Genomic DNA, 20,809 nt, shown 5'->3' with positions numbered 1-20,809 from the left:
GGTCCTCGGGGTCGGTGATGGCTTCAGGGAATCGCCCTCCAGGGTATCCCGGCGGTGAACTGACCGGGGCAGGGTCATCCCCGCAGGGTCTCCTCCAGTACTCGGGCCAGTGATGCCGCGTCGTCGGCCGGCAGGGGTGCGCCCGCGCCGGTGGTGACGTAGAAGGCGTCGACGGCGTTGGCGCCCAGGGTGCTGACGTGCATGCTCCGCACCCGTACTCCCGCCTTCTCCAGGGCCGTACCGATGCGGTGCAGCAGGCCGGGGGCGTCCTGTGTTCTGACCTCGATCACCGTGGCGTGGTGGGAGGCGGCCGGGGCCACGGTCACGCGGGGCGGCGGGGCCGCCCAGCCGCGGCGGCGGGGGTAGGCGGCGTCGCGTTCGGCGAGGCGGCTCGCGATGTCCAGGGAGCCGTCCAGGGCGCGGACCAGGTCGGCGCGCAGCCGGGTCGCCTGGGGCAGTGAGCCGTACTCGGCGGCGACCCGCCAGTTGAGCAGCAGCACCGAGCCGTCGTCGACGTCGGGCAGGTTCAGGGCCCGCAGCTCCGCCGTGCGGACGGTCAGACGGTGCACGGCGAGGACCCCCGCGACCGCGGGCAGCACGGCGGGCTGGTCCGGAACCGCGATGAGCAGCTCGACACCGAGCGGCTCGGGCCCGCCGGCGCTCTCCTCCTCCGGCACCGGCTCCCTCTGCGCGCGCAGGGCGAGGACCGGGCTGCCGGTGCGGAATGCCTCGATGGCAAGGCGCTCCTGCTCGGCCGTCGGGGCACCGGGCTCGGGTTCGTCGGGGACGTCTCCGGCGAGAACGGCGCCGACGCGCCGTACCAGGTCCGCGACGAGGGAGCCGCGCCAGGAGGACCAGGCGGCCGGGCCGGTGGCCAGCGCGTCCGCCTCGGTGAGGGCGTGCAGCAGCTCCAGCGTGCTCTGTGAGCCGACGGCCTCGGCGACCGAGCGGACCGTAGCCGGATCCTCCAGGTCGCGGCGCGTGGCCGTCTCGATGAGCAGCAGGTGGTGGCGGACGAGCGTGGCCAGCACCGCCGCGTCCGTGCCATCGAAGCCGATCCGTGCGGCCACGTCCTTGGCGATGATCTCGCCGGCCACGGAGTGGTCGCCGGGCCAGCCCTTGCCGATGTCGTGCAGCAGGGCGGAGACCAGAAGGAGGTCGGGGCGGCTGACGCTGCGGGTCAGCTCGGAGGCGCGGACCGCCGTCTCGATCAGGTGCCGGTCGACGGTCCAGAGGTGGACGGCATTGCGCTGCGGGCGGCAGCGGACCCGTTCCCAGTCCGGCAGGAGGCGGCTGATCAGGCCTTCCGCCTCCAGCGCCTCCCAGACGTCGACGGTGGGGCGGCCCGAGCCGAGCAGGGTCACCAGTTGCTCGCGTGCCTCGGCCGGCCAGGGCGTGGGCAGGGGGCGTGCGGTGGCGGCCATGCGCCGTACGGCGTGCAGGGAGAGCGGGAGGCCGGCCTGTGCGGCGGCGGCCGCGGCCCGCAGCGGGAGCACGGGGTCGCGTTCGGGGCGCGCGGCGCGGGCGAGCACCACCTCGCCGTCCTGCTCCACCACGCCCTCGGCCAGCGGGGACCGCTCGGCGACCTGCTTGCCGCCGCCCAGCATGGCGCGCAGACGCGGGCGGACGGCGCGCGAGCGCAGCACGCGCCCCACCTCGCGCCAGGTGACATCACTGGCGTACGAGATGACACGCGCCGCTTCGTACACCTGCCGCAGCAGGGTGTCGGCGTCCAGCAGGCCCAGCTCGGCCGCCACCTGGTCCTGCTCCTGCAGGGCGAGCCGGTCGGTGGCGCGGCCGGTGGCCAGGTGCAGGGCGTCGCGGACGTCGAGCAGGCTCCGGCGCGCGTCCGCGAGGCCCTCGCGCGGGGCGTCGGCCAGCCAGGAGGCGGCCACGGCACGCAGCGCGGTCGCGTCCCTCAGGCCGCCGCGGGCCTCCTTGAGGTCGGGTTCCAGGAGGTAGCGCAGCTCGCCCTGGCGTCCGGCGCGCTCGGCGCAGAGTTCCTGGAGTTCGGGCAGGCGCTTGGGCGCCTGGTTGCGCCAGTCGGCCAGGACGGCCGTACGCAGTCCGGAGGTCAGCCCGAGGTCGCCGGCGAGGTGGCGGGCGTCCAGGAGGCCGAGGTGGACCTTCAGATCCTCGCCGGCCGTCTTGCGGGCCTCCGCCGGGGTGCGCACGGAGTGGTCGAGGGCGAGGCCGAGGTCCCAGACCGGGTACCAGAGGCGGTCCGCCAGGGCGGCGACCGCGCTCGCGTCGCCGCCGTCGTGCAGCAGCAGGAGGTCGAGGTCGCTGCGCGGGGAGAGCTCGCCGCGGCCGTAGCCGCCGACGGCGACGAGACTGACGCCCTCCAGTCGCCCACCACCGCCCTTCTGCGGAGGTCGCTGCGCTCCGCCCCTTCCTTCCAGCCCCTCGGCCGCCGCCGTGAAGAGGCCCGAGAGCCAGTCGTCGGTCAGCTCGGCCAGTGCCGCACGGCGCGGCGGCCCGGACCGCGCCCCCTCGGTGAGGAGGCGCAGCCGGGCCGCCGCGTAGCCGCTGGGTCCCGAGTCATCCGCTTCTTTCCGCACGTCCGTACCCGTCACCCAGCGACTCCTGTCGTTCACGTCGTGTCAGAGCGCGTCCGGGCCGCGCTCGCCGGTGCGCACCCGTACGGCCGTCTCGACCGGCAGGGACCAGACCTTGCCGTCACCGATCTTGCCCGTGCGGGCCGCCTTGACGATGACCTCGATCAGCTGCTCGGCGTCGTCGTCCTCGGCCAGCACCTCGATACGGATCTTGGGGACCAGGTCCACGGTGTACTCGGCACCGCGGTAGACCTCGGTGTGACCCCGCTGACGACCGTAGCCGCTTGCCTCGGTGACCGTCAGGCCGTGCACGCCGAAGGCCTGCAGGGCTTCCTTGATCTCGTCGAGCCGGTGCGGCTTGACGACGGCGGTGATGAGCTTCATGCGTCCACCTTCTTGGTCTGCGTGGCGGCCAGGGCGGAGGCGTGGGCGGCGGAGCCGATGACACCGCCACCGGTGCCGCTGAAGTCGTAGGCGCTCTCGGCGTGCTCGGCCTGGTCGATTCCGGAGATCTCCTCGTCCTCGGTGACCCGCATCCCGATGGTCTTGTCGAGCAGGAAGGCGAGGACCGCGGAGACGATCAGGGAGTAGGCGAGGACCGCGCCGACACCGGCGCACTGCTTCCAGAGCTGGGTGAAGGTGTGGTCGCCGTAGAAGACGCCCGTCGCGGCGGACTGGCCCTTGCCGGTGGCGAAGAAGCCGATGAGCAGGGAGCCGATGATGCCGCCGACCATGTGGACGCCGACGACGTCGAGCGAGTCGTCGTAGCCGAACTTGAACTTCAGGCCGACGGCCGCGGCACAGGCGACACCGGCGATCGCGCCGACGGCGATCGCACCGAGCGGGGAGACCGCGCCGCCGGACGGGGTGATCGCGACCAGGCCGGCGACCGCGCCGGAGGCGGCGCCCAGCGTGGTGAACGCGCCGTGCCGGATCTTCTCGTAGGCGAGCCAGGCCAGCATGGCGGCGGCGGTGGCGACCTGCGTGTTGACGAACATCAGCGCGCCGACGCCGTCGTCGTTGCCGAGCCACGAGCCGGCATTGAAGCCGAACCAGCCGAACCACAGCAGACCCGCGCCGAGCATGACCCACGGGAGGCTGTGCGGCCGCATCGGGTCCTTCTTGAAGCCGACGCGCTTGCCGATGACCAGGATCACGCCGAGCGCGGCGGCACCCGCGTTGATGTGGACCGCCGTACCGCCGGCGAAGTCGATCACGCCGAGCTTGTAGGCCCAGCCGTCGGCGCCCCAGACCCAGTGGGCGACCGGGACGTAGACGATGGTGACCCACAGGGCGATGAAGAGCGACCACGCCGAGAACTTGACGCGGTCCGCAAGGGCACCGCTTATCAGGGCCGGCGTGATGATGGCGAACATCATCTGGAAGACCATGAAGACGAAGACCGGGATGGAGTATCCGGGCCAGAGCTCCGTCAGCCCGATGTGGCTGAGACCGAACCAGTCGGAGTTCCAGCCGATCAGGCTGTTGTGCTCACCGAAGGCGAGGGAGAAGCCGTAGAGCACCCACAGGATGGTGACGATGCCCATGCTGATGAAGCTCATCATCAGCATGTTCAGCGTGCTCTTGACGCGGACCATGCCTCCGTAGAAGAAGGCCAGGCCCGGGGTCATGAGCAGCACCAGGGCGGAACAGATGAGCATGAAGCCTGTGTTCGCGGAGGACAACTTCGGTGCCTCCGCGGCAAGCGTGATGGCTGGAGCCATCGGCGTCTCCTCGTCGGTTGGTACGGCCCCGTGCGGGCGGTGCCTGAGCGGTCCGGTCAAGTGAGGGGTGGGCCGGTTATGCGCCATGAGAGTGGCGCAGCGCGGTTTCGGTGGAAGCCCCTCGTTGTTTCGCCGGGGTGACGAAGGCGCCTGGCGTGTTACGCGTCCGTGAACTGCCGGATGTCCGGCGCGTCGATCGTTATCGTGGCGCAACCATCTCGGGCAGGAAAAAAGGCCGGCCGCGGCGGGCCTCTCGATGACCTGGCATGGGGGAGCCGAGTCGGGCAGTACGGGAGGACCGGCCGCGGCCGGGGCATACGTGTCCTGCGGCGGTCAGACGGCCTCGGCGGTCTCCGGCAGGTCGGCGGCGAGCTGGTCGGTGAGGTCGACGACGGCGTTGAGGTCGCCGAAGTCGCGCGCGGCCGTGTCGACCGTCTTTCGGATACGAGTGTTCACACGCTCGGAGCGGACCTTCTTGGCGATGCCCATGGCCTTCGAGGCGTACGACGTGCTCTGCTCGGGCTCGCGCTGGAGGAGGTGCACGGTGGCCATGCCGATCAGGTTCAGCGCATACGACCGCTGGTGCTCGCGGTCCTTGGCGAACAGGTCCACCGCCCGCAGCATCAGCGGCTCGGCCAGGGAGGCGTAGGTGGGGCTGCGTCCGGCGACGTAGGCGAGGTCGCGGAAGGAGTGGGAGTTCTCTCCGTACAGCTCGGCCTCGGAGAAGAAGCGGATCCAATCGGGGTCCGGCTCGTCCCACTCGTCGGCCTCGGCGAAGGTGTCCTCGGCCATGCGCACCGCCCGCTTGCACCGGCCGGGCTGGCCCATGTTGGCGTAGGCGCGGGCCTCCATCGCATACAGCATGGCCTGGGTGCGCGGGCTCGCGCAGTCGCGGCTGCCGTACTGCGCGAGGTGGATCAGCTCCAGTGCGTCGTCGGGGCGGCCGAGATGGATCATCTGGCGGCTCATGCTGGAGAGGACGTACGAGCCGAGCGGCTTGTCACCGGCCTCCTTGGCCGCGTGCAGGGCGAGCACGAAGTACTTCTGCGCGGTGGCCTGGAGCCCGATGTCGTACGACATCCAGCCCGCGAGTTCGGCGAGCTCGGCTGCGACCTTGAACAGCTTGCGGGTGGTGACCTCGGGCTGGGGTTCCTGGAGGAGGTCGGTGACCTCGTGCAGCTGGCCGACGACCGCCTTGCGGCGCAGGCCGCCGCCGCACTGGGCGTCCCACTGGCGGAACATCTGCGTGGTGGACTCCAGCAGGTCCAGCTCCGGCTTGGACAGGCGGCCGGGCCTGCGTGACTCCAGGACCGGCTCGGGCTCGGCCAGGGCCGGCGAGGAGGGGGTCGGCACGAGCCAGCGCTGCATGGGCTCGATGAGGGACGGGCCCGCCGACAGGGCCAGCGAGGTTCCGAGGAAGCCGCGCCGCGCCAGCATCAGGTCGCTGCGCGAGAACTCGCTGAGCAGGGCCACCGTCTGCGGGCCCGTCCAGGGCAGGTCGACGCCGGACGCGGAGGGTGACTGGCGCGCGGCGCGCAGGCCGAGGTCCTCGATGGAGACGACACAGCCGAAGCGCTCGGAGAAGAGCTCGGAGAGGATCCGCGGGATCGGCTCGCGCGGGTTCTCCCCGTCCAGCCAGCGGCGCACCCGCGAGGTGTCCGTGGAGATGTGGTTGGCACCCAACTGGCGTGCCCGGCGGTTCACTTGGCGGGCCAGCTCGCCCTTGGACCAGCCGCTGCGCACGAACCACGAGCCGAGCAGCTCGTTGGGGCGCTTGTCAGCGTTCGTCGCGCTTCCGCCGTTGCCGCCCACTGGAACGCCCCCATCCCTGAGACCACTTGTCGCCGTTGCGATCCTCGGTCGCCCCGGAGGGAGACCGTCACGCGCCAGCCCTATCAGAATGCCGGTAAATACGGCCTCTCGTCCCCCGGTTCTCACCGTTCGAACGAGTTGACGACTTGCCTCCGGCATACCCACGGGTGCATGTGCCTTCAGGCCTCGCACACTCACAGTAATCCTACGATCACCGGTGCAGCCATGGCGACCCCGGAAACGCCACCATTCGCCACCCCTTCGAATGAACTCATGGCGGCGCCCACGCGATTCACTTGACAGAGGACAGCCGGAAGTGGGCGGAGTGATGCGCGCCAGGGCGCGCGGAATCCGGTGCACCACCCGTGATGCCGCAAGGCGCCGCATTGGCCTCACCGCCGCGCGGGAAGTCGGAGCCGTAGCGTCACTTTCCGTTTCCGTCTCACTCCGTGTCGTAACCACCGGCGCGCTGGACCCGTTGGAGGGGGCATGGGCTTCACGATCGGCGGCATTCGCGAGATCCGCTCCGGCACACGTCGGCGCGGCCGTTCGTCGGAGTGCACCGCCGTCGCCGAGTTCACCGGACTGTGGGGCTGGGACGCGGTGCCGGGCGCCCGGGCCGCGGCGGGCGCCTGCTCCTGCGGTCACGCGGAGTGTCCGGCGCCGGGGGCGCACCCGCTCGATTTCGCGCCCCAGGTGCCCGCCGGGGCCACGCTCGACGACGTGATCAAGGCCTGGTCCGAGTTTCCCGGGGCCTCTGTGATGCTGCCCGTCGGCCGTGCGTTCGACGTCATCGAGGTCGCCGAGCCCGCCGGGCGCCGCGCCCTGGTCCGCCTGGAGCGCATGGGGCTGCCGCTCGGTCCGGTCGCCGCGACCCCTGACGGCCGCGCCCACTTCTTCGTCGCTCCCGGCGCCGCCGCCGATCTCCCCCGGCTGCTCTACCGCATGGGCTGGGACGACCCGTCCGCCCTGGACCTGCGCGGTCTCGGCCCGGGCAGTCACATCACCGCCCCTCCCTCCGACCGGGGCGGTCTCGGCCCGGTGCGCTGGCTGCGTCCACCGGCCCTGGACTCGGCGACGACCCCTCCGGCGGCCCGGCTGCTGCTGGGCACGCTGGCGTACGTGGCGCACCGGTCGCGGGCACGGGCGTGACCGCGCCGTAGGCCGCGAAAGGCGAAGCGCCCGTCTCCAGCTGCACCTGGAGGCGGACGCTTCTTCGAAGGGGGCGGGTTCACCACCCCTCGGCGATCAGTCACCGATAAGGGCATCCACGAACGCCTCCGGCTCGAACGGCGCCAGGTCGTCCGCGCCTTCGCCGAGGCCGATCAGCTTGACCGGGACACCGAGTTCGCGCTGGACCGCGACCACGATGCCGCCCTTCGCCGTGCCGTCGAGCTTGGTCAGCACGATGCCGGTGATGTCCACGACCTCGGCGAACACCCGGGCCTGCACCAGCCCGTTCTGGCCGGTGGTGGCGTCCAGGACGAGCAGCACCTCGTCCAGCGGCGCGTGCTTCTCGACCACGCGCTTGACCTTGCCCAGCTCGTCCATGAGGCCGGTCTTGGTGTGCAGACGCCCCGCGGTGTCGATGAGGACGACGTCGACCCCCATCTCCTTGCCCTCCTTGACCGCGTCGAACGCGACGGAGGCGGGGTCGCCGCCCTCGGGCCCGCGCACGGTGTAGGCACCGACCCGCTCGCCCCAGGTCTGCAGCTGGTCGGCCGCGGCGGCCCGGAAGGTGTCGGCGGCGCCGAGGACGACGGTACGGCCGTCGGCGACCAGGACACGGCCGAGCTTGCCGGTGGTGGTGGTCTTGCCGGTGCCGTTGACGCCGACGACCATCACGATGCCGGGCCTGCGGTCCTCGGGCTCGGTCTTCACCGCGCGGTCGACGTCGGTGCCGACCAGCTTGAGCAGCTCTTCGCGCAGCAGATCGCGCAGCTCCCCGGGGGTGCGGGTGCCGAGCACCTTGACGCGCTCGCGCAGCCGCTCGACCAGCTCCTGGGTGGGCTGCACACCGACGTCGGCGGTGAGCAGTGTGTCCTCGATCTCCTCCCAGGTGTCCTCATCGAGGTGCTCGCGGGAGAGCAGCGTGAGCAGGCCCTTGCCGAGGGCGTTCTGCGAGCGGGACAGGCGGGCGCGCAGGCGGATCAGGCGGCCTGCGGTGGGCTCCGGGATCTCGATCTCGGGAGCCTCGACGGCCGGAACGGCGGGGGGCTCCTCCACGGCGACGGGTGCCGAGCCGCCGGGGAGATCCACCTCCTCGATCGTCCGGCGCGGTTCGTCGCGCGGCGTCTCGGCCTCGTCGCCGACGTGCGGCTCGGCCGGGGGCGCGGTGATGTCGGGCGTCGTGGGCGGCGGCGGGGGCAGCGGCTTCCGGCGCCGGCTGCCGACGACGAGCCCGCCGAGCGCCGCGAGCACGACTACGGCGATGACTACAGCAAGGATGACGGTTTCCATAACCCGACCAGTATCGGCCATGCGTTCCGACGGAAGCCTGATTGTGGCTTCCTCCGAGGGACAAAGGCCATCACACGGTATGACTCGGATCAAAGTACGATGGCACCGGCTCCGTCAACGCGCGTAGAGTCCGGACGTCCCCTGTCCCCCATCTCCCGAGGCACCCCTCTTTCATGAGCAAGACAGCCGAGACCGAAGGCGCTCTCGAAACCCGCGGCATCGAGCAGGTACCCGACCAGGAGCGCACAGCGAGAACCCGCGAGCTGTTCCCCACCTGGGTCGGCGCCAACATCAGCGTGCTGCTGCTCACCATGGGCGCGAGCCTGGTCGTGGCCTACCACCTGAACATCTGGCAGGCGCTCGTCGTCGCGGTGACCGCGCCCGTCGTGTCGTACGGCCTCGTCGGTCTGATCGGCATCGCGGGCAAGCGCGGCGGAGCGCCCGGCATGGCGCTGTCGCGCGCGGTCTTCGGGCAGCGCGGCAATCTGCTGCCCGGTTCGCTGATCTGGGTCGCCCGCTGGGGCTGGGAGACGATCAACGCGGTCACCGGCGCCTACGCGATGCTCACCATCCTGGACATGGTGCTCGGCATCAAGGCGAACAGCGTGCTGGACATGGTGACGCTGCTGGTCTTCGTCGTCGCCACCTTCGCGATCTCCGGGCTCGGCATCAACGCCGTGCAGAAGTGCAACAAGTACGCCACCTACCTGTTCGGCGTCTTCTCGGTCCTGGTCCTGGTCTACCTGGCCGTCAACACCGACTGGTCGAAGGTCATGGACCACGGCGCGGGGTCCACGGCCGCGGTGATCACCGGTATCGGCATGATCGCGGCGGGCGGTGTCAGCTGGATCCCGTCCGCGCCGGACTTCACGCGCTATCTGCCGCGCACGGCCTCCTCGAAGGCGATCGTGGGCACGGCGGTGGGCGGTGCCGGTGTCGTGGTGCTGCCCATGGTCCTGATGGGCGCGGTGATGGCGGTGTCCACGCCGGACCTGGCCTCGGCCACGGACCCGGTGTCCTTCCTCGGCGAGATCCTGCCGACCTGGATCGCGGTGCCGTACCTGCTGATCGCGCTGATCGGCATGCTGCTGATCAACTCGATGTCGATGTACTCGGCGGGCTTCACCGCGCAGACCCTCGGCTTCAAGGTGCCGCGGCACTGGGCGGTGTCGGTGAACGCCGTGATCTCGCTGGTCTTCGGCGGCGTGCTGATGCTGGTGGCGACGAGCTTCATAGGCTCGTTCATCGCCTTCCTGTCGCTGCTCGCGGTGGCCTTCTCCGCCTGGGTCGGCGTCTTCGGCGCGGACATGCTGCGCCGCACCGAGTACGACGGCCGGGCCATGGCCGACACGACCCGCGCCAGCGCCTACTGGTACAAGGGCGGCTTCTCCCCCGCCGCGGTGGCCGCCTGGGCGGTCGGCCTGGTGGGGGGCCTGATGTTCACCACCTCGGACTGGTTCACCGGCCCGCTGGCGAAGAACAACGTCATCGGCGAGTACGGCCTCGGCTGGGTCGCCACGATCGTGATCTCCGGTCTGCTGTACCTGGCGCTGCCGAAGCCGGCGGTCGCCCGCCCGGCCGACCCGGCCGACAAGCGGGCCGAGGAGCGCGCGACCGTCGACGCGTAGGGCGGCTCAGCCGGAGAGGCCGCTCTTGTGCAGGGCCGCGCTCGCGCGAAAGCGAAGGCGGGAGCAGCGGTCCCGGGTCTCCTGGTCGGCATCGTCCGGGCAGCAGCAGTGGCGGGCGAGCCACCGCAGATCGTCCGGATCGAGCCACAGGTCGACCCGGCCCCGCCCGGCCTCCGCCCGCGGATCCGTGGGTACGGCTTCGGTCATCCCGCGAGCCTACCTCCCGCCCCGCCATGGCCATCTGACGCCATGTCAGCTACCATCCCCCTCCACCGCATCGCACCGGAGGGGGACTTCCCATGCCCGTCACGGTCGTACGCTTCAACCTCGTCGCACCCGGCGCCGGCCCCGCCGAGCTCGCCGCCCGCTACCGGGCGGCCCTGGAGATGACCGCGTACGCGGACGGGCGCGGGATCACCACCGTGCAGACCGAGGAGCACCACGGCGCCGACAACAACTGGCTGCCCTCGCCCTTCGCCTTCGCGGGAGCGGTGTTCGGGGCGACCCGGAACATCGCCGTGACGGTGTCGGCGGTGATCGGCCCGCTGCACGACCCGCTGCGGCTTGCCGAAGAGATCGCGGTGCTGGATCTACTCAGCGGCGGGCGGCTGGTGACGGTGGCCGGGATCGGCTACCGGCCCGAGGAGTACGCCCTGTTCGACGTCGACTGGAAACGGCGGGGCCGGCTCCAGGACGAGCTGCTGGAGACCCTGCTGAAGGCGTGGACCGGCGAGGAGTTCACCTACCGCGGCCGTGCGGTACGGCTCACCCCGCGCCCGTACACCGATCCGCACCCCCTGCTCCTGGTCGGCGGTTCCTCGAAGGCCGCCGCCCGCCGGGCCGCCCGCCTCGGCCTGCCGTTCTTCCCGAGCGCGCATCTGCCGGAGCTGGAGGCGTACTACAAGGAGAAGCTGACGGAGTACGGCACCGAGGGCTGGACGATGATGCCCGCCGCCGAGACTCCGCTGCTGCACATCGCCGAGGACCCGGACCGGGCATGGGCCGAGTACGGCGAGCACTTTCTGCACGAGGCGCGGACCTATGCCTCCTGGCAGTCGGAGCAGATCCGCTCGGCCGTGAAGTCGACGGCCACGACGGTGGACGAGCTGCGCGCGGAGGGCGTGTACCGGATCCTCACGCCGGAGCAGTGCGTGACGCAGGGTCTGGACAGTCTCGTCCTGCATCCCCTGGCGGGCGGGATGCCGGTGGAGGAGGGATGGCGGAGCCTCGGGCTGTTCGCGGAGCGGGTGATTCCGGCGCTGAGGGGCTGAGCCGCGGCGATAACCGGTGGTCCGGTCGGGACCGGCGGTGATCGACTGCCGTCATGAGTCTGTTGGTGGAGGTGTTCGTCCGAGAGCCGGACGGAAAGATCCGGATACTCGACGTGCCCGACGACGTGTACCGGTCCGGCGGCTTCGAGTCGTGGCGCACGACGGTGTGGGGACACGAGTTCGTGCGCGGGCTCGGCGCCCGGCTCCTGCCCCTGCTGGCCGAGGACGATCTCTACGTGGAGGCCGTGGACGTGCCGGAGTTGCTGCGCGAGGTCGCCCTGCTGCGCACCCGTCTCGACGCGGTCGCGCACGGCACCGACCGGCCGCGGACGGTGGAGGAGCATCGGCATCAGATCGACACCCGCTTGCGGATCATCGAGGAGAGCGCCCACAAGGCCCTGGCGATCGGCGGTGGCGTCCTCATCTGGTGAGGACGGGGCCTGGCGGGACGCGGCCCGGCGGGACGGAGCTGGTGGGACGGGGCTGGTGGGACAAGGCCGCCGCCCCTGCTCGGACAGTGGCCGAGCAGGGGCGGCGGACGGTGCGAGGAGAAGGGCAGCGGGGTCTGGGCCCGTCTCCTCGGGACTGCGGGGCCTCAGCCCATCTCCTCCAGCGCCTTGCCCTTCGTCTCCTTGACGAACTTCAGGACGAACGGGATGGAGAGCGCGGCGAAGACCGCGTAGATCACATAGGTGCCGGCCAGGTTCCAGTCGGCCAGCGACGGGAAGCTCGCGGTGATGGCCCAGTTGGCGATCCACTGCGCGGCGGCGGCCACGCCCAGGGCGGCGGCGCGGATCTTGTTCGGGAACATCTCGCCGAGCATGACCCAGACGACCACGCCCCAGGACAGGGCGAAGAAGAGGACGAACACATGGGCGGCGATCAGGGCGACCCAGCCCTGGGCGGCGGGCAGCTTGCCGTCCACCAGGTGGGAGGAGAACGCCCAGGCCTCAAGGGCGAGGCCGAGGGCCATGCCGACCGAGCCGATGAGCGCGAGCGGCTTGCGGCCGACGCGGTCCACGAAGATCATCGCGATCACGGTGCCGACGATGTTGATGATCGACGTCGTGAAGGAGTAGAAGAACGAGTCCGTCGGGTCGACACCGACCGACTGCCACAGCGTCGAGGAGTAGTAGAACGCGACGTTGATGCCGACGAACTGCTGGAAGACCGACAGGCCGATACCGATCCAGACGATCGGCTTGAAGAAGAAGCCGCCGCCGAGCAGGTCCTTGAAGGTGGACTTGTGCTCGCTCTTCATCGCGTGCTCGATCTCGGCGACACGGGCGTCCAGGTCACCGCCCTGGCCCTCGACCTCGGCGAGGATCTCGCGGGCACGGTCACGCTTGCCGACGGAGATCAGGAAGCGCGGCGACTCGGGGATGGCGAAGGAGAGCAGTCCGTACAGGACGGCCGGGACGACCATGACGCCGAGCATGACCTGCCAGGCCTCCAGGCCCATCAGCTTGCCGCGCTGGTCGCCGTCGGCGGCGTTCAGCAGGCCCCAGTTGACCAGCTGTGAGATGGCGATGCCGATGACGATCGCGGCCTGCTGGAAGGAGCCGAGGCGGCCGCGGTAGGCGGGCGGGGCGACCTCCGCGATGTAGGCGGGGCCGATGACGGAGGCCATGCCGATGCCGAAGCCGCCGACCACGCGCCAGAGGGCGAAGTCCCAGAGCGAGAAGGGGAGCGCCGAGCCGACGGCGCTGACCGTGAACAGCACGGCGGCTATCTGCATGACCCGGATGCGGCCGATACGGTCGGCTATGCGGCCGGCGGTCGCGGCGCCGATGGCGCAGCCGATCAGAGCGATGGCGATGACCTGCGCCAGCGCCGCGGAACCGATGTCGTAGCGGTCCCGGATGGCCTCGACGGCGCCGTTGATGACGGAGCTGTCGTAGCCGAAGAGGAAACCGCCCATCGCGGCCGCCGCCGCGATGAAGATGACGTGCCCGAGATGTTCGGGCTGAGCCGTCCCGGCTCCTGTCTTGGGTGCCTGCGCTGTGCTGGTCACGTGTACTCCTCGGGCCCCCGGCAACGCTGCCGGAGTGGGGGGTCAGCCCTTACGGGTGAGACCTGAAGGTAAAAGCAACGTTGCAGAGACTATGCCTTCAAGTTTCGAAGTCAATACTTCAACGGCTGTGAGTTTTTAGATACGCCCGAGGGCTCTGCGTTCAAGAAATGAACACAGAGTCAGTTGATCTTGAAGTCGGTGCTAGCGCAGCCGCTGGGAGATGACCTTCGACACACCATCGCCCTGCATGGAGACGCCGTACAGCGCGTCGGCGACCTCCATCGTGCGCTTCTGGTGCGTGATCACGATCAGCTGCGAGGCCTCCTGCAGTTCCTGCATGATCCGGATCAGCCGCTGGAGGTTGGTGTCGTCGAGGGCGGCCTCGACCTCGTCCATGACGTAGAACGGGCTCGGCCGTGCCTTGAAGATCGACACCAGCAGCGCGACGGCGGTCAGCGACCGCTCGCCGCCCGAGAGCAGGGAGAGCCGCTTGACCTTCTTGCCCGGCGGGCGGGCCTCGACCTCGACGCCCGTGGTGAGCATGTTGTCGGGATCGGTCAGGATCAGCCGTCCCTCGCCGCCCGGGAAGAGCCGGCTGAAGACGCCCTCGAACTCGCGGGCCGTGTCCCGGTACGCCTCGGTGAACACCTGCTCGACCCGCTCGTCCACCTCCTTCACCACTTGGAGGAGGTCGGCGCGGGTCTTCTTCAGGTCTTCGAGCTGCTCGCTGAGGAACTTGTGGCGTTCCTCCAGGGCCGCGAACTCCTCCAGCGCCAGCGGGTTGACCTTGCCCAGCTGCTGATACGCGCGCTCGGCCGCCTTGAGCCGCTTCTCCTGCTCGGCGCGGACGAACGGCCGGGGCTGATTGCGCGGATCCTCCGGGTCCTCCGGCAGCACCTCGCCCTCGGCGGGCAGGGAGGGCGGCACGAGCTGGTGCGGGCCGTACTCGGACACGAGCCCGGCCGGTTCCACGCCCAGCTCTTCCAGCGCCTTGGTCTCCAGCTGCTCGATCCGCAGCCGCTTCTCGGCGCCGAGCACCTCGCCCCGGTGCACCGAGTCCGTCAATTTGTCCAGCTCGGACTTGAGTTCGCGTCCCGCGTTCCGCGCAGCGGTCAGCTCCTGCTCGCGTACGGCCTTGGCCGCCTCGGCGGCGGTCCGCTCCCGTTCGGCACGGCCGAGGGACACCTCGACGTGGGCGAGCAGCTGCCGGGCGCCGGCCGCGACGGCCTCCGCGACGGCGGCCTCGTGCCGCAGCCGGGCCCGCCGCTGCTCGGCACGCGCGCGTGCCTCGCGTTCCGCGCGGGCGGCCCGGTCCAGCGAATCGGCCCGTCCGGCGAGCCCCTTGACCCGCTCCTCATGGGTACGGACCTGAAGGCGGGCCTCCATCTCGGTCTGCCGGGCGTTGGCGCCGTCGGCGGCGAGCCGGTCCCGCACGGAGGTGTCCGGCTCCTCCTCGACCGGCATCTCCTCTGCCACCATCAGCCGCTCGGCCAGCTCCTCGGCCTCCTGCGCGGCCCTCTCCAGCGCTTCCTGCGCACGCGCGGCCGCCGCGGCCGACCGCTCGGCCTCCCCGGCGGCCCCCCGCGCCTGCCCGGCGAGGCGGCCGAGCTGCTGGGCCACGGCCGACTTCTCCCGGTCGGCGGCGCGACGCCGCTCGCCCAGCTCCTCCACGAACGCGGCGGCCTCGACGCGCCGCTCGGCCGCAACCCGCTGCGTCTCGGTCAGCTCCTCGCAGCGCACGGCCAGCTCCTCGAGCTCCGCCGCGGCCTCGTCCACGGAGGCCTGCACCTCCAGCAGGCTGGGTGCCCCGGCCGACCCGCCGTGCGCGAAGTGCGCACCGAGCAGGTCGCCTTCGGCGGTGACAGCGGTGAGGTCGGGGTGGGCGTAGACGAGATCCTCGGCGTCTTCGAGCGTGCCCACGACGGCGATCCCGCGCAGCAGCCGCCGCACGGCGGGCATGAGTTCGGCGGGGCCGCTGACCAGGTCGGCTGCGAAAGCCGGGCCGGCGGGGCGGGACCCGTCCGGGCCTGCGGCACCGGAGACGGCACCGCCACCGTGCCCCGCCGCGGCACCGCCACCGTGCCCGGCCTCGGCATCCGTCGGGACCGGCTCGGGCAGCGTTGCCCCGTCGGCCCGCCCGTCGCCATGGCCACCCATGCCGGCCGACGCTCCACCTCTGTCGCCCGGCGCTCCGATGCCGCCGTAACCGCCCGGGACATCGACGGCCCGCAGCTCCCCCGGCCCACCAATACCCGAAGCCCCAGCGACACGACCGGCCTCCGGCGCACCAGCACCCGGCGCCCCCGACCCGCCGAAACCACCCGCCGCATCAACGGCCCGCAGCTCCCCCGGCCCACCAGTACCCGAAGCCCCAGCGACACGACCGGCCTCCGGCGCACCGGCACCCGGCGCCCCCGACCCGCCGAAACCACCCGCCGCATCAACGGCCCGCAGCTCCCCCGGCCCACCAGTACCCGAAGCCCCAGCGACACGACCGCATTCCGGTGCGCCGGGGCCGCCCATGGCTCCCGCGGGGGAACCGGGCAGCCGTGGCTCGTCCGGCGGGCCCGCCAGCAGCAGTGCCGCGCGTCCGCCGTCCTGTTTGCGCAGGAGGCGGATCGCTTCTGCCGCCGATGCCGGGGTCGTCACGGCGATCGCGTCGGCCGCCGCGCCGAAGGCGGCGGCGAGCGCGACCTCGTGGCCCGAGGTCACCGTCAGCAGTTCCGCCGCCGGGCCCAGGACTCCGGCGAGGCGGTCCCGGGCGCCCAGCAGTATGCCGGTGCCGTCCTTGCGGCGAAGGCCCAGCGCCAGCGCCTCGTGGCGGGCCTGGGTCGCGGCGCGCCTGCGTTCGGCCGCGGTGACCGCCTCGCGGGCTGCGCCCAGCGCGGCCTCCGCCTCCGCGAGCCGCCGCTTGGCCGCCTCGTGCTGTTCGGCGAGGTCCACGTCCTCGGCGTCGAGGCCGTCGACCTCGGCCTTCAGGGCCTCGTACTCCTCCTGGGCCGAGGCCGCGCGCTCCTGGGCCTCGTCGCGGGCGGCGGCCAGCCGGTCGATCTCGGCCTGCGCGGACGCGGCGCGCGAGCGGGCCGCGTTGACCTGGCCGGAGAGCCGGGCCAGCCCTTCGCGGCGGTCGGCGATGGCGCGGGCGACGTCCTTGAGGCGGCGTTCCTCGACCGCCAGCTCCCGCTCCAGCTCTGCGCGGTGGGCGACGGTGTCGTCGAGGGCGCGTTGGGCCGCTTCCAGAGCGGCCTCCAGCTCGGCCTCCTGCTCACGGATGCGGGCGGCCTCGCGCTCCAGGTCCTCGGGGTCCCGGCCGCGCCGCTCCTCGGGGGTACGGAGGTGGCGCTCTTGACCCGGGCGTCGGCCAGCGAGATGGTGCCGCGCACCCGTTCGGCCAGCTGGGACAGCTCGTACCAGGTCTGCTGGGCGAGCTGCAGGCGCGGTGTGAGCTGCCGTACCTCGTCCTCCAGCAGGGCCTCCCGCTGGAGCGCCTTCTTCAGCTCCTGCTCGGCCGATTCCTTGCGCTCCTTCAGGGCCGCCTCGTCGGCGATCTCGGACTTGAGCGCCTCGCGCAGTCGTACGAGGTCGTCGGCGAGCAGCCTCAGGCGGGCGTCGCGGAGGTCCGCCTGGATGACGGCGGCCCGGCGCGCGACCGCCGCCTGCCGGCCGAGCGGCTTGAGCTGACGGCGCAGTTCGTCGGTGAGGTCCTGCACGCGCGCGAGGTTGGCCTGCATCGCGTCCAGTTTCCTGAGCGCCTTCTCCTTGCGCTTGCGGTGCTTGAGGACGCCGGCGGCCTCTTCGATGAAGGCGCGGCGGCCCATCGGGTCCGCGTGCAGGACGGAGTCGAGCTGGCCCTGACCGACGATGACGTGCATCTCGCGGCCGATACCGGAGTCGGAGAGGAGTTCCTGGATGTCCAGGAGGCGGCAGGTGTCGCCATTGATCTGGTATTCGCTGCCGCCGTTGCGGAACATGATCCGCGTGATGGTGACCTCGGCGTACTCGATGGGCAGCGCCCCGTCGGAGTTGTCGATGGTCAGGGACACCTCGGCGCGGCCCAGCGGCGGGCGGCCGGTGGTGCCGGCGAAGATGACGTCCTCCATCTTGCCGCCGCGCAGCGACTTGGCACCCTGCTCGCCCATGACCCAGCTCAGCGCGTCCACGACATTGGACTTGCCCGAGCCGTTCGGGCCGACGACACACGTGATCCCCGGTTCGAACCGGAGCGTGGTCGCCGAGGCGAACGACTTGAACCCGCGCAGGGTCAGGGCCTTGAGGTGCACGCCGCTGGACTCTACCCGGCGCCGCTATCTCACTCCACGAACACTCGCCACCCCACGGTTTCGCCATTGAACATGCAGGGCACACCAGACGTTAAAGACGGTGAAAGGATGCGCGGGGGAAAGAAAGAAGGGACGCCGAAGCGTCCCTTGCAACTCTGGCAACTGGGTTTCAGTTTGTCTGACAACTGTGCGGTTGATACGGGCAGCCCAACCGCTGCGAGTGCTGTCGTGGAGCGATGCAGCGATCAGGTGAGCGCAGGCTCCGCCTGGTGTGCGTCGATGCTCTCCATGATCCTGTCCTGAGAGGCGGCAGCCGTCAGCGCGTCATTTTCCGCCTGGATCCGTACGAGCTCGGACTCCAGGTCCTGGACACGCTGCTGCAGCCGTCGCATCTCGGCGAGGAGTCGAGGGTCGGAGCCGCCGACGTAACCGAGAAGCGCCTTTGCCATGATGGATGGTCCTCCACACTGAGTGACCGACCGATGCGGTGTGGGTCGTGAGGGATTCGCACCCGCGGTGCTTGGCACACTCGAGGGTTGCTCTGCCGTTCCTACATGCCAAACAGCTAAGGTGCGCGGGGCTTTCAGCGTCTCACCAAAAAGTTTGACGGTCAACACGATCACGCCCTGTATTGACGGGCAAACCCTGGGCGCGCGGCCTGGGAACTGGCGGCGCTGCCTCTCCTGCGGGGCCCTCAGGGCGTGGCGATCAGCTGTACCAGCGGAGCCTGCCATGCCGCGCTCTTCTTGGCAACCACCAGGTCGTTTCTGCTTCGAGCAGGTGCCTGGGGCAACTCGCGGCGCATCGACCTGCGGGGCTTTACAGAAACGACTCAGCGGATCGCGAAGCCGTCGTAGCCGCCGCGGGGTGTGTCCCAGATCTCGGTGACACCGTCCACCCACCCGGGCGTGTCGCCGCCCTGGAGCCAGTCCAGCAACCCTTCACACCCCTCGCGCGCCCCCTCCGCGACCACCTGGACGCGGCCATCGCCCAAATTGAGAGCAAAACCACTCAGCCCACCGATCTCCAGCGCCTTGGCACGCGTGAACCAGCGGAAACCCACACCCTGAACTCGTCCGCGCACCCAGGCGACCAGCCGTACATCCTCGCTCATGGGTGCAACCTAACGGGCCGATGCCACTCGCCACACGTCCTCCCCCGGCGCCATGCGGTACCGTCCCCACCCAATGCATCTCATATGAAACTCACACGATCGAGTGAGCCGGGTCGGCCAGAAGGAGCTACTCGTCGGCACGGTGCCCGGTCGACCGCGAGGACGAGGAAGAGGGCAAGGACATGGTGGGACGCCACCGACGCTCCGCCGCCGGACGCGCCGCCGAGGGCCGCGCCACGGGGGTCACCGACACGCACAGCCCGGTCACGGGCGGCGAGTACCCACAGGACTCGTCCGCGGGTGAGCACGCGCCCATGGGTATCGCTCCCTACCTGAACCCGGAGGCCTACGCCGAGGCCAACGCCCGGAGCACGGCCTACCTGTACGCGATGGACGCCGAAGCCAAGCCGATGACCCCCGGCGACGGCGGCTTCGCCCGGGGCGGCGGCCCGTCCCCGGACCACCGGCACCGCAAGAGGGTGGCGACGCCGGTGCGCACCGGCCTGCTCGGGGTCTCCGCCGCCGTCGCCATCGGCACGATCGCGGTGACCACCGGCGCGATACCCGGCCTGGACAACTACCGGCTCGGCGGCAGCACGCACACCACCGGCGACGACCGGGTGCAGGCGGCGGGCACCCCCAGCAACTCGGCCAGCGAGCAGGGTGGCACCTCCGGCAGCGCGGACAGCCCGGGCGGCGGCGCCTCGGCCACGCACCACGGCACCGGGCACTCGGCCCCGCCGGCCCGGCCCGCCTCCCCGTCGGTCTCCGCCTCCCCGTCGGCACCCGCGTCCTCGGCCCCGGCCTCTCCCACTCCCACGGAGAAGCCCACGGAGAAGCCTTCGGAGAAGCCGAAGCCGACGGACAAGGCCGGCGCACCCAGGACCGGGCCGTCGCGTACGGCGACCAAGGCGCCGACGGCATCCTCCGCACCGGTGACGGTGTCGGCGAGGGCCGCCGCCGAGGCGGAGGTGCTCAAGCTCGTCAACGAGGAGCGGGCGAAAGTCGGCTGCAGCCCCCTGGCGGCGAACTCCGCGCTGTCCGGTCTGGCCGAGTCCTTCAGCGACGACATGGCCGCGCGGGACTTCTTCGACCACACCGACCCGGACGGGGCCACCCCGTGGGACCGGGCCGCGAAGGCGGGCATCACCGATCTCGGCGGCGAGAACATAGCCCGCGGCCAGGCGGACGCGGCGGCCGTGATGCGGGCCTGGATGAACAGCCCCGGGCACCGCGCCAACATACTGAACTGCGACTTCAAGACCCTCGGCGTCGGCGTGCACCTGGGCACCGGCGGGCCCTGGTGGACGCAGGACTTCGGATACTGAGGCAGTTCGCCGGGCGTCAGGCCCGTCAGGCGGCGGCGCGTCCGCGCGCGAACACCTGGGCGGTCTGCGTCACCCGGCGTCCCAGGTGCTCCGCCGTGGCGATGTCGGCCTTGTGCACACCCTCCGGGCCCTCGTCCACATTGGTCTGGGCCGCAGCGCCCGCGAAGACGCCGAGGCGGTTGAGGTCGTGCTCGGTGCCCTCGCTGTTGTTCCAGCCCGGGTGCAGGCCGAGGTTGACCCAGTTCATGCCGTGCTGGGCGGCGAGGATCTGGAAGAACTGCAGGGTGTGCAGCTTGTCACCGCTCTTGGAGCCGGAGTTGGTGAAGCCGGCCGCCAGCTTGTCCTTCCAGTCCTGCCCGAACCAGCGCTTGGAGGACGCCTCGGCGAAGACGTGGAAGGCGCCGGACGCGGTGCCCATGTAGGTGGGCGAGCCGAAGACGATGGCGTCGGAGCGGTCCAGCGCCTCCCACTGCTCGTCGGTGATCTCGTCGACCTTGATCAGGTGCACCTCGGCACCGGCCTCGGCGGCACCGGCACGGACGGCCTCGGCGAGTACGGCGGTGTGGCCGTAGCCGGAGTGATAGGCGATGGACACAACGGGGGTGGTCACGATGATTGCT

The 20,809-nt window shown here is 71.2% G+C and carries 17 protein-coding genes; 5 read left to right on the top strand and 12 right to left on the bottom strand.

Annotated features, from left to right (window positions below):
• Nucleotides 1–74: 74 nt before the first annotated feature.
• The 4 genes from AVL59_RS09075 to nsdA form a co-directional block, all read right to left on the bottom strand.
• Nucleotides 75–2,576 carry a [protein-PII] uridylyltransferase gene (locus AVL59_RS09075; RefSeq protein WP_067301325.1) on the bottom strand — a complete coding sequence of 834 codons (2,502 nt, stop codon included), beginning with the start codon at nt 2,574–2,576 and terminating at the stop codon, nt 75–77.
• A 27-nt stretch (nt 2,577–2,603) separates the two neighbouring features.
• Nucleotides 2,604–2,942 carry a P-II family nitrogen regulator gene (locus AVL59_RS09070; protein ID WP_030990174.1) on the bottom strand — a complete coding sequence of 113 codons (339 nt, stop codon included), beginning with the start codon at nt 2,940–2,942 and terminating at the stop codon, nt 2,604–2,606.
• Complete coding sequence (locus AVL59_RS09065; RefSeq protein ID WP_067301323.1) at nt 2,939–4,282, bottom strand: ammonium transporter; 1,344 nt, start codon at nt 4,280–4,282, stop codon at nt 2,939–2,941. Before AVL59_RS09065 ends, AVL59_RS09070 begins: the two co-directional genes overlap by 4 nt.
• 333 nt (nt 4,283–4,615) lie before the next feature.
• A complete protein-coding gene (gene nsdA / locus AVL59_RS09060; protein WP_067301320.1) occupies nt 4,616–6,094 on the bottom strand; it encodes a transcriptional repressor NsdA in 1,479 nt (492 codons plus the stop codon).
• A 489-nt stretch (nt 6,095–6,583) separates the two neighbouring features.
• Between nsdA and AVL59_RS09055 the strand changes: the two genes are divergently transcribed.
• The gene (locus tag AVL59_RS09055; protein WP_067301318.1) at nt 6,584–7,246 is read left to right on the top strand and encodes a bifunctional DNA primase/polymerase; all 663 of its coding nucleotides are present in this window, start codon (nt 6,584–6,586) and stop codon (nt 7,244–7,246) included.
• 96 nt (nt 7,247–7,342) lie between these two features.
• On the opposite strand, the gene ftsY is transcribed toward AVL59_RS09055, so the two are convergent.
• Nucleotides 7,343–8,554: a signal recognition particle-docking protein FtsY gene (ftsY, locus tag AVL59_RS09050; RefSeq protein ID WP_067301315.1), complete on the bottom strand. Its 1,212-nt coding sequence runs from the start codon at nt 8,552–8,554 to the stop codon at nt 7,343–7,345.
• Between the two features lie 173 nt (nt 8,555–8,727).
• Here ftsY and AVL59_RS09045 point away from each other — a divergent pair, with 173 nt between their 5' ends.
• Complete coding sequence (locus tag AVL59_RS09045) at nt 8,728–10,182, top strand: cytosine permease (RefSeq protein WP_067301312.1); 1,455 nt, start codon at nt 8,728–8,730, stop codon at nt 10,180–10,182.
• Nucleotides 10,183–10,188: 6 nt separating this feature from the next.
• On the opposite strand, the gene AVL59_RS09040 is transcribed toward AVL59_RS09045, so the two are convergent.
• Complete coding sequence (locus AVL59_RS09040; protein WP_067301310.1) at nt 10,189–10,389, bottom strand: hypothetical protein; 201 nt, start codon at nt 10,387–10,389, stop codon at nt 10,189–10,191.
• Between the two features lie 92 nt (nt 10,390–10,481).
• Between AVL59_RS09040 and AVL59_RS09035 the strand changes: the two genes are divergently transcribed.
• On the top strand, nt 10,482–11,453 hold the full coding sequence (locus tag AVL59_RS09035) for an LLM class flavin-dependent oxidoreductase (RefSeq protein ID WP_067301308.1): 972 nt from the start codon (nt 10,482–10,484) through the stop codon (nt 11,451–11,453).
• 53 nt (nt 11,454–11,506) lie between these two features.
• Nucleotides 11,507–11,884: a hypothetical protein gene (locus tag AVL59_RS09030; RefSeq protein WP_067301306.1), complete on the top strand. Its 378-nt coding sequence runs from the start codon at nt 11,507–11,509 to the stop codon at nt 11,882–11,884.
• Nucleotides 11,885–12,048: 164 nt separating this feature from the next.
• Here AVL59_RS09030 and AVL59_RS09025 read toward each other — a convergent pair whose 3' ends face one another.
• From AVL59_RS09025 to AVL59_RS09010, 5 genes are all read right to left on the bottom strand, one after another.
• Complete coding sequence (locus AVL59_RS09025) at nt 12,049–13,467, bottom strand: sugar porter family MFS transporter (protein ID WP_067301303.1); 1,419 nt, start codon at nt 13,465–13,467, stop codon at nt 12,049–12,051.
• A 201-nt stretch (nt 13,468–13,668) separates the two neighbouring features.
• Nucleotides 13,669–16,179 carry an AAA family ATPase gene (locus AVL59_RS56275; protein ID WP_418361214.1) on the bottom strand — a complete coding sequence of 837 codons (2,511 nt, stop codon included), beginning with the start codon at nt 16,177–16,179 and terminating at the stop codon, nt 13,669–13,671.
• A 263-nt stretch (nt 16,180–16,442) separates the two neighbouring features.
• Complete coding sequence (locus AVL59_RS56270) at nt 16,443–17,747, bottom strand: AAA family ATPase (RefSeq protein ID WP_418361201.1); 1,305 nt, start codon at nt 17,745–17,747, stop codon at nt 16,443–16,445.
• A gap of 245 nt (nt 17,748–17,992) precedes the next feature.
• On the bottom strand, nt 17,993–18,196 hold the full coding sequence (locus tag AVL59_RS09015; protein ID WP_023546484.1) for a hypothetical protein: 204 nt from the start codon (nt 18,194–18,196) through the stop codon (nt 17,993–17,995).
• Nucleotides 18,197–18,579: 383 nt separating this feature from the next.
• Nucleotides 18,580–18,861: an acylphosphatase gene (locus AVL59_RS09010; RefSeq protein WP_067301301.1), complete on the bottom strand. Its 282-nt coding sequence runs from the start codon at nt 18,859–18,861 to the stop codon at nt 18,580–18,582.
• Nucleotides 18,862–19,046: 185 nt separating this feature from the next.
• Here AVL59_RS09010 and AVL59_RS09005 point away from each other — a divergent pair, with 185 nt between their 5' ends.
• Nucleotides 19,047–20,189, top strand: a complete 1,143-nt coding sequence (locus tag AVL59_RS09005) for a CAP domain-containing protein (RefSeq protein WP_067317046.1) — start codon at nt 19,047–19,049, stop codon at nt 20,187–20,189.
• Between the two features lie 25 nt (nt 20,190–20,214).
• On the opposite strand, the gene AVL59_RS09000 is transcribed toward AVL59_RS09005, so the two are convergent.
• Nucleotides 20,215–20,799 carry a flavodoxin family protein gene (locus tag AVL59_RS09000; protein WP_067301299.1) on the bottom strand — a complete coding sequence of 195 codons (585 nt, stop codon included), beginning with the start codon at nt 20,797–20,799 and terminating at the stop codon, nt 20,215–20,217.
• Nucleotides 20,800–20,809: the final 10 nt, after the last annotated feature.

It is taken from the genome of Streptomyces griseochromogenes (genome assembly GCF_001542625.1).
GTDB lineage: Bacteria > Actinomycetota > Actinomycetes > Streptomycetales > Streptomycetaceae > Streptomyces > Streptomyces griseochromogenes.
Note: the sequence above shows the minus strand (reverse complement) of the source record. Positions and strands in the feature narration are given on the sequence as shown.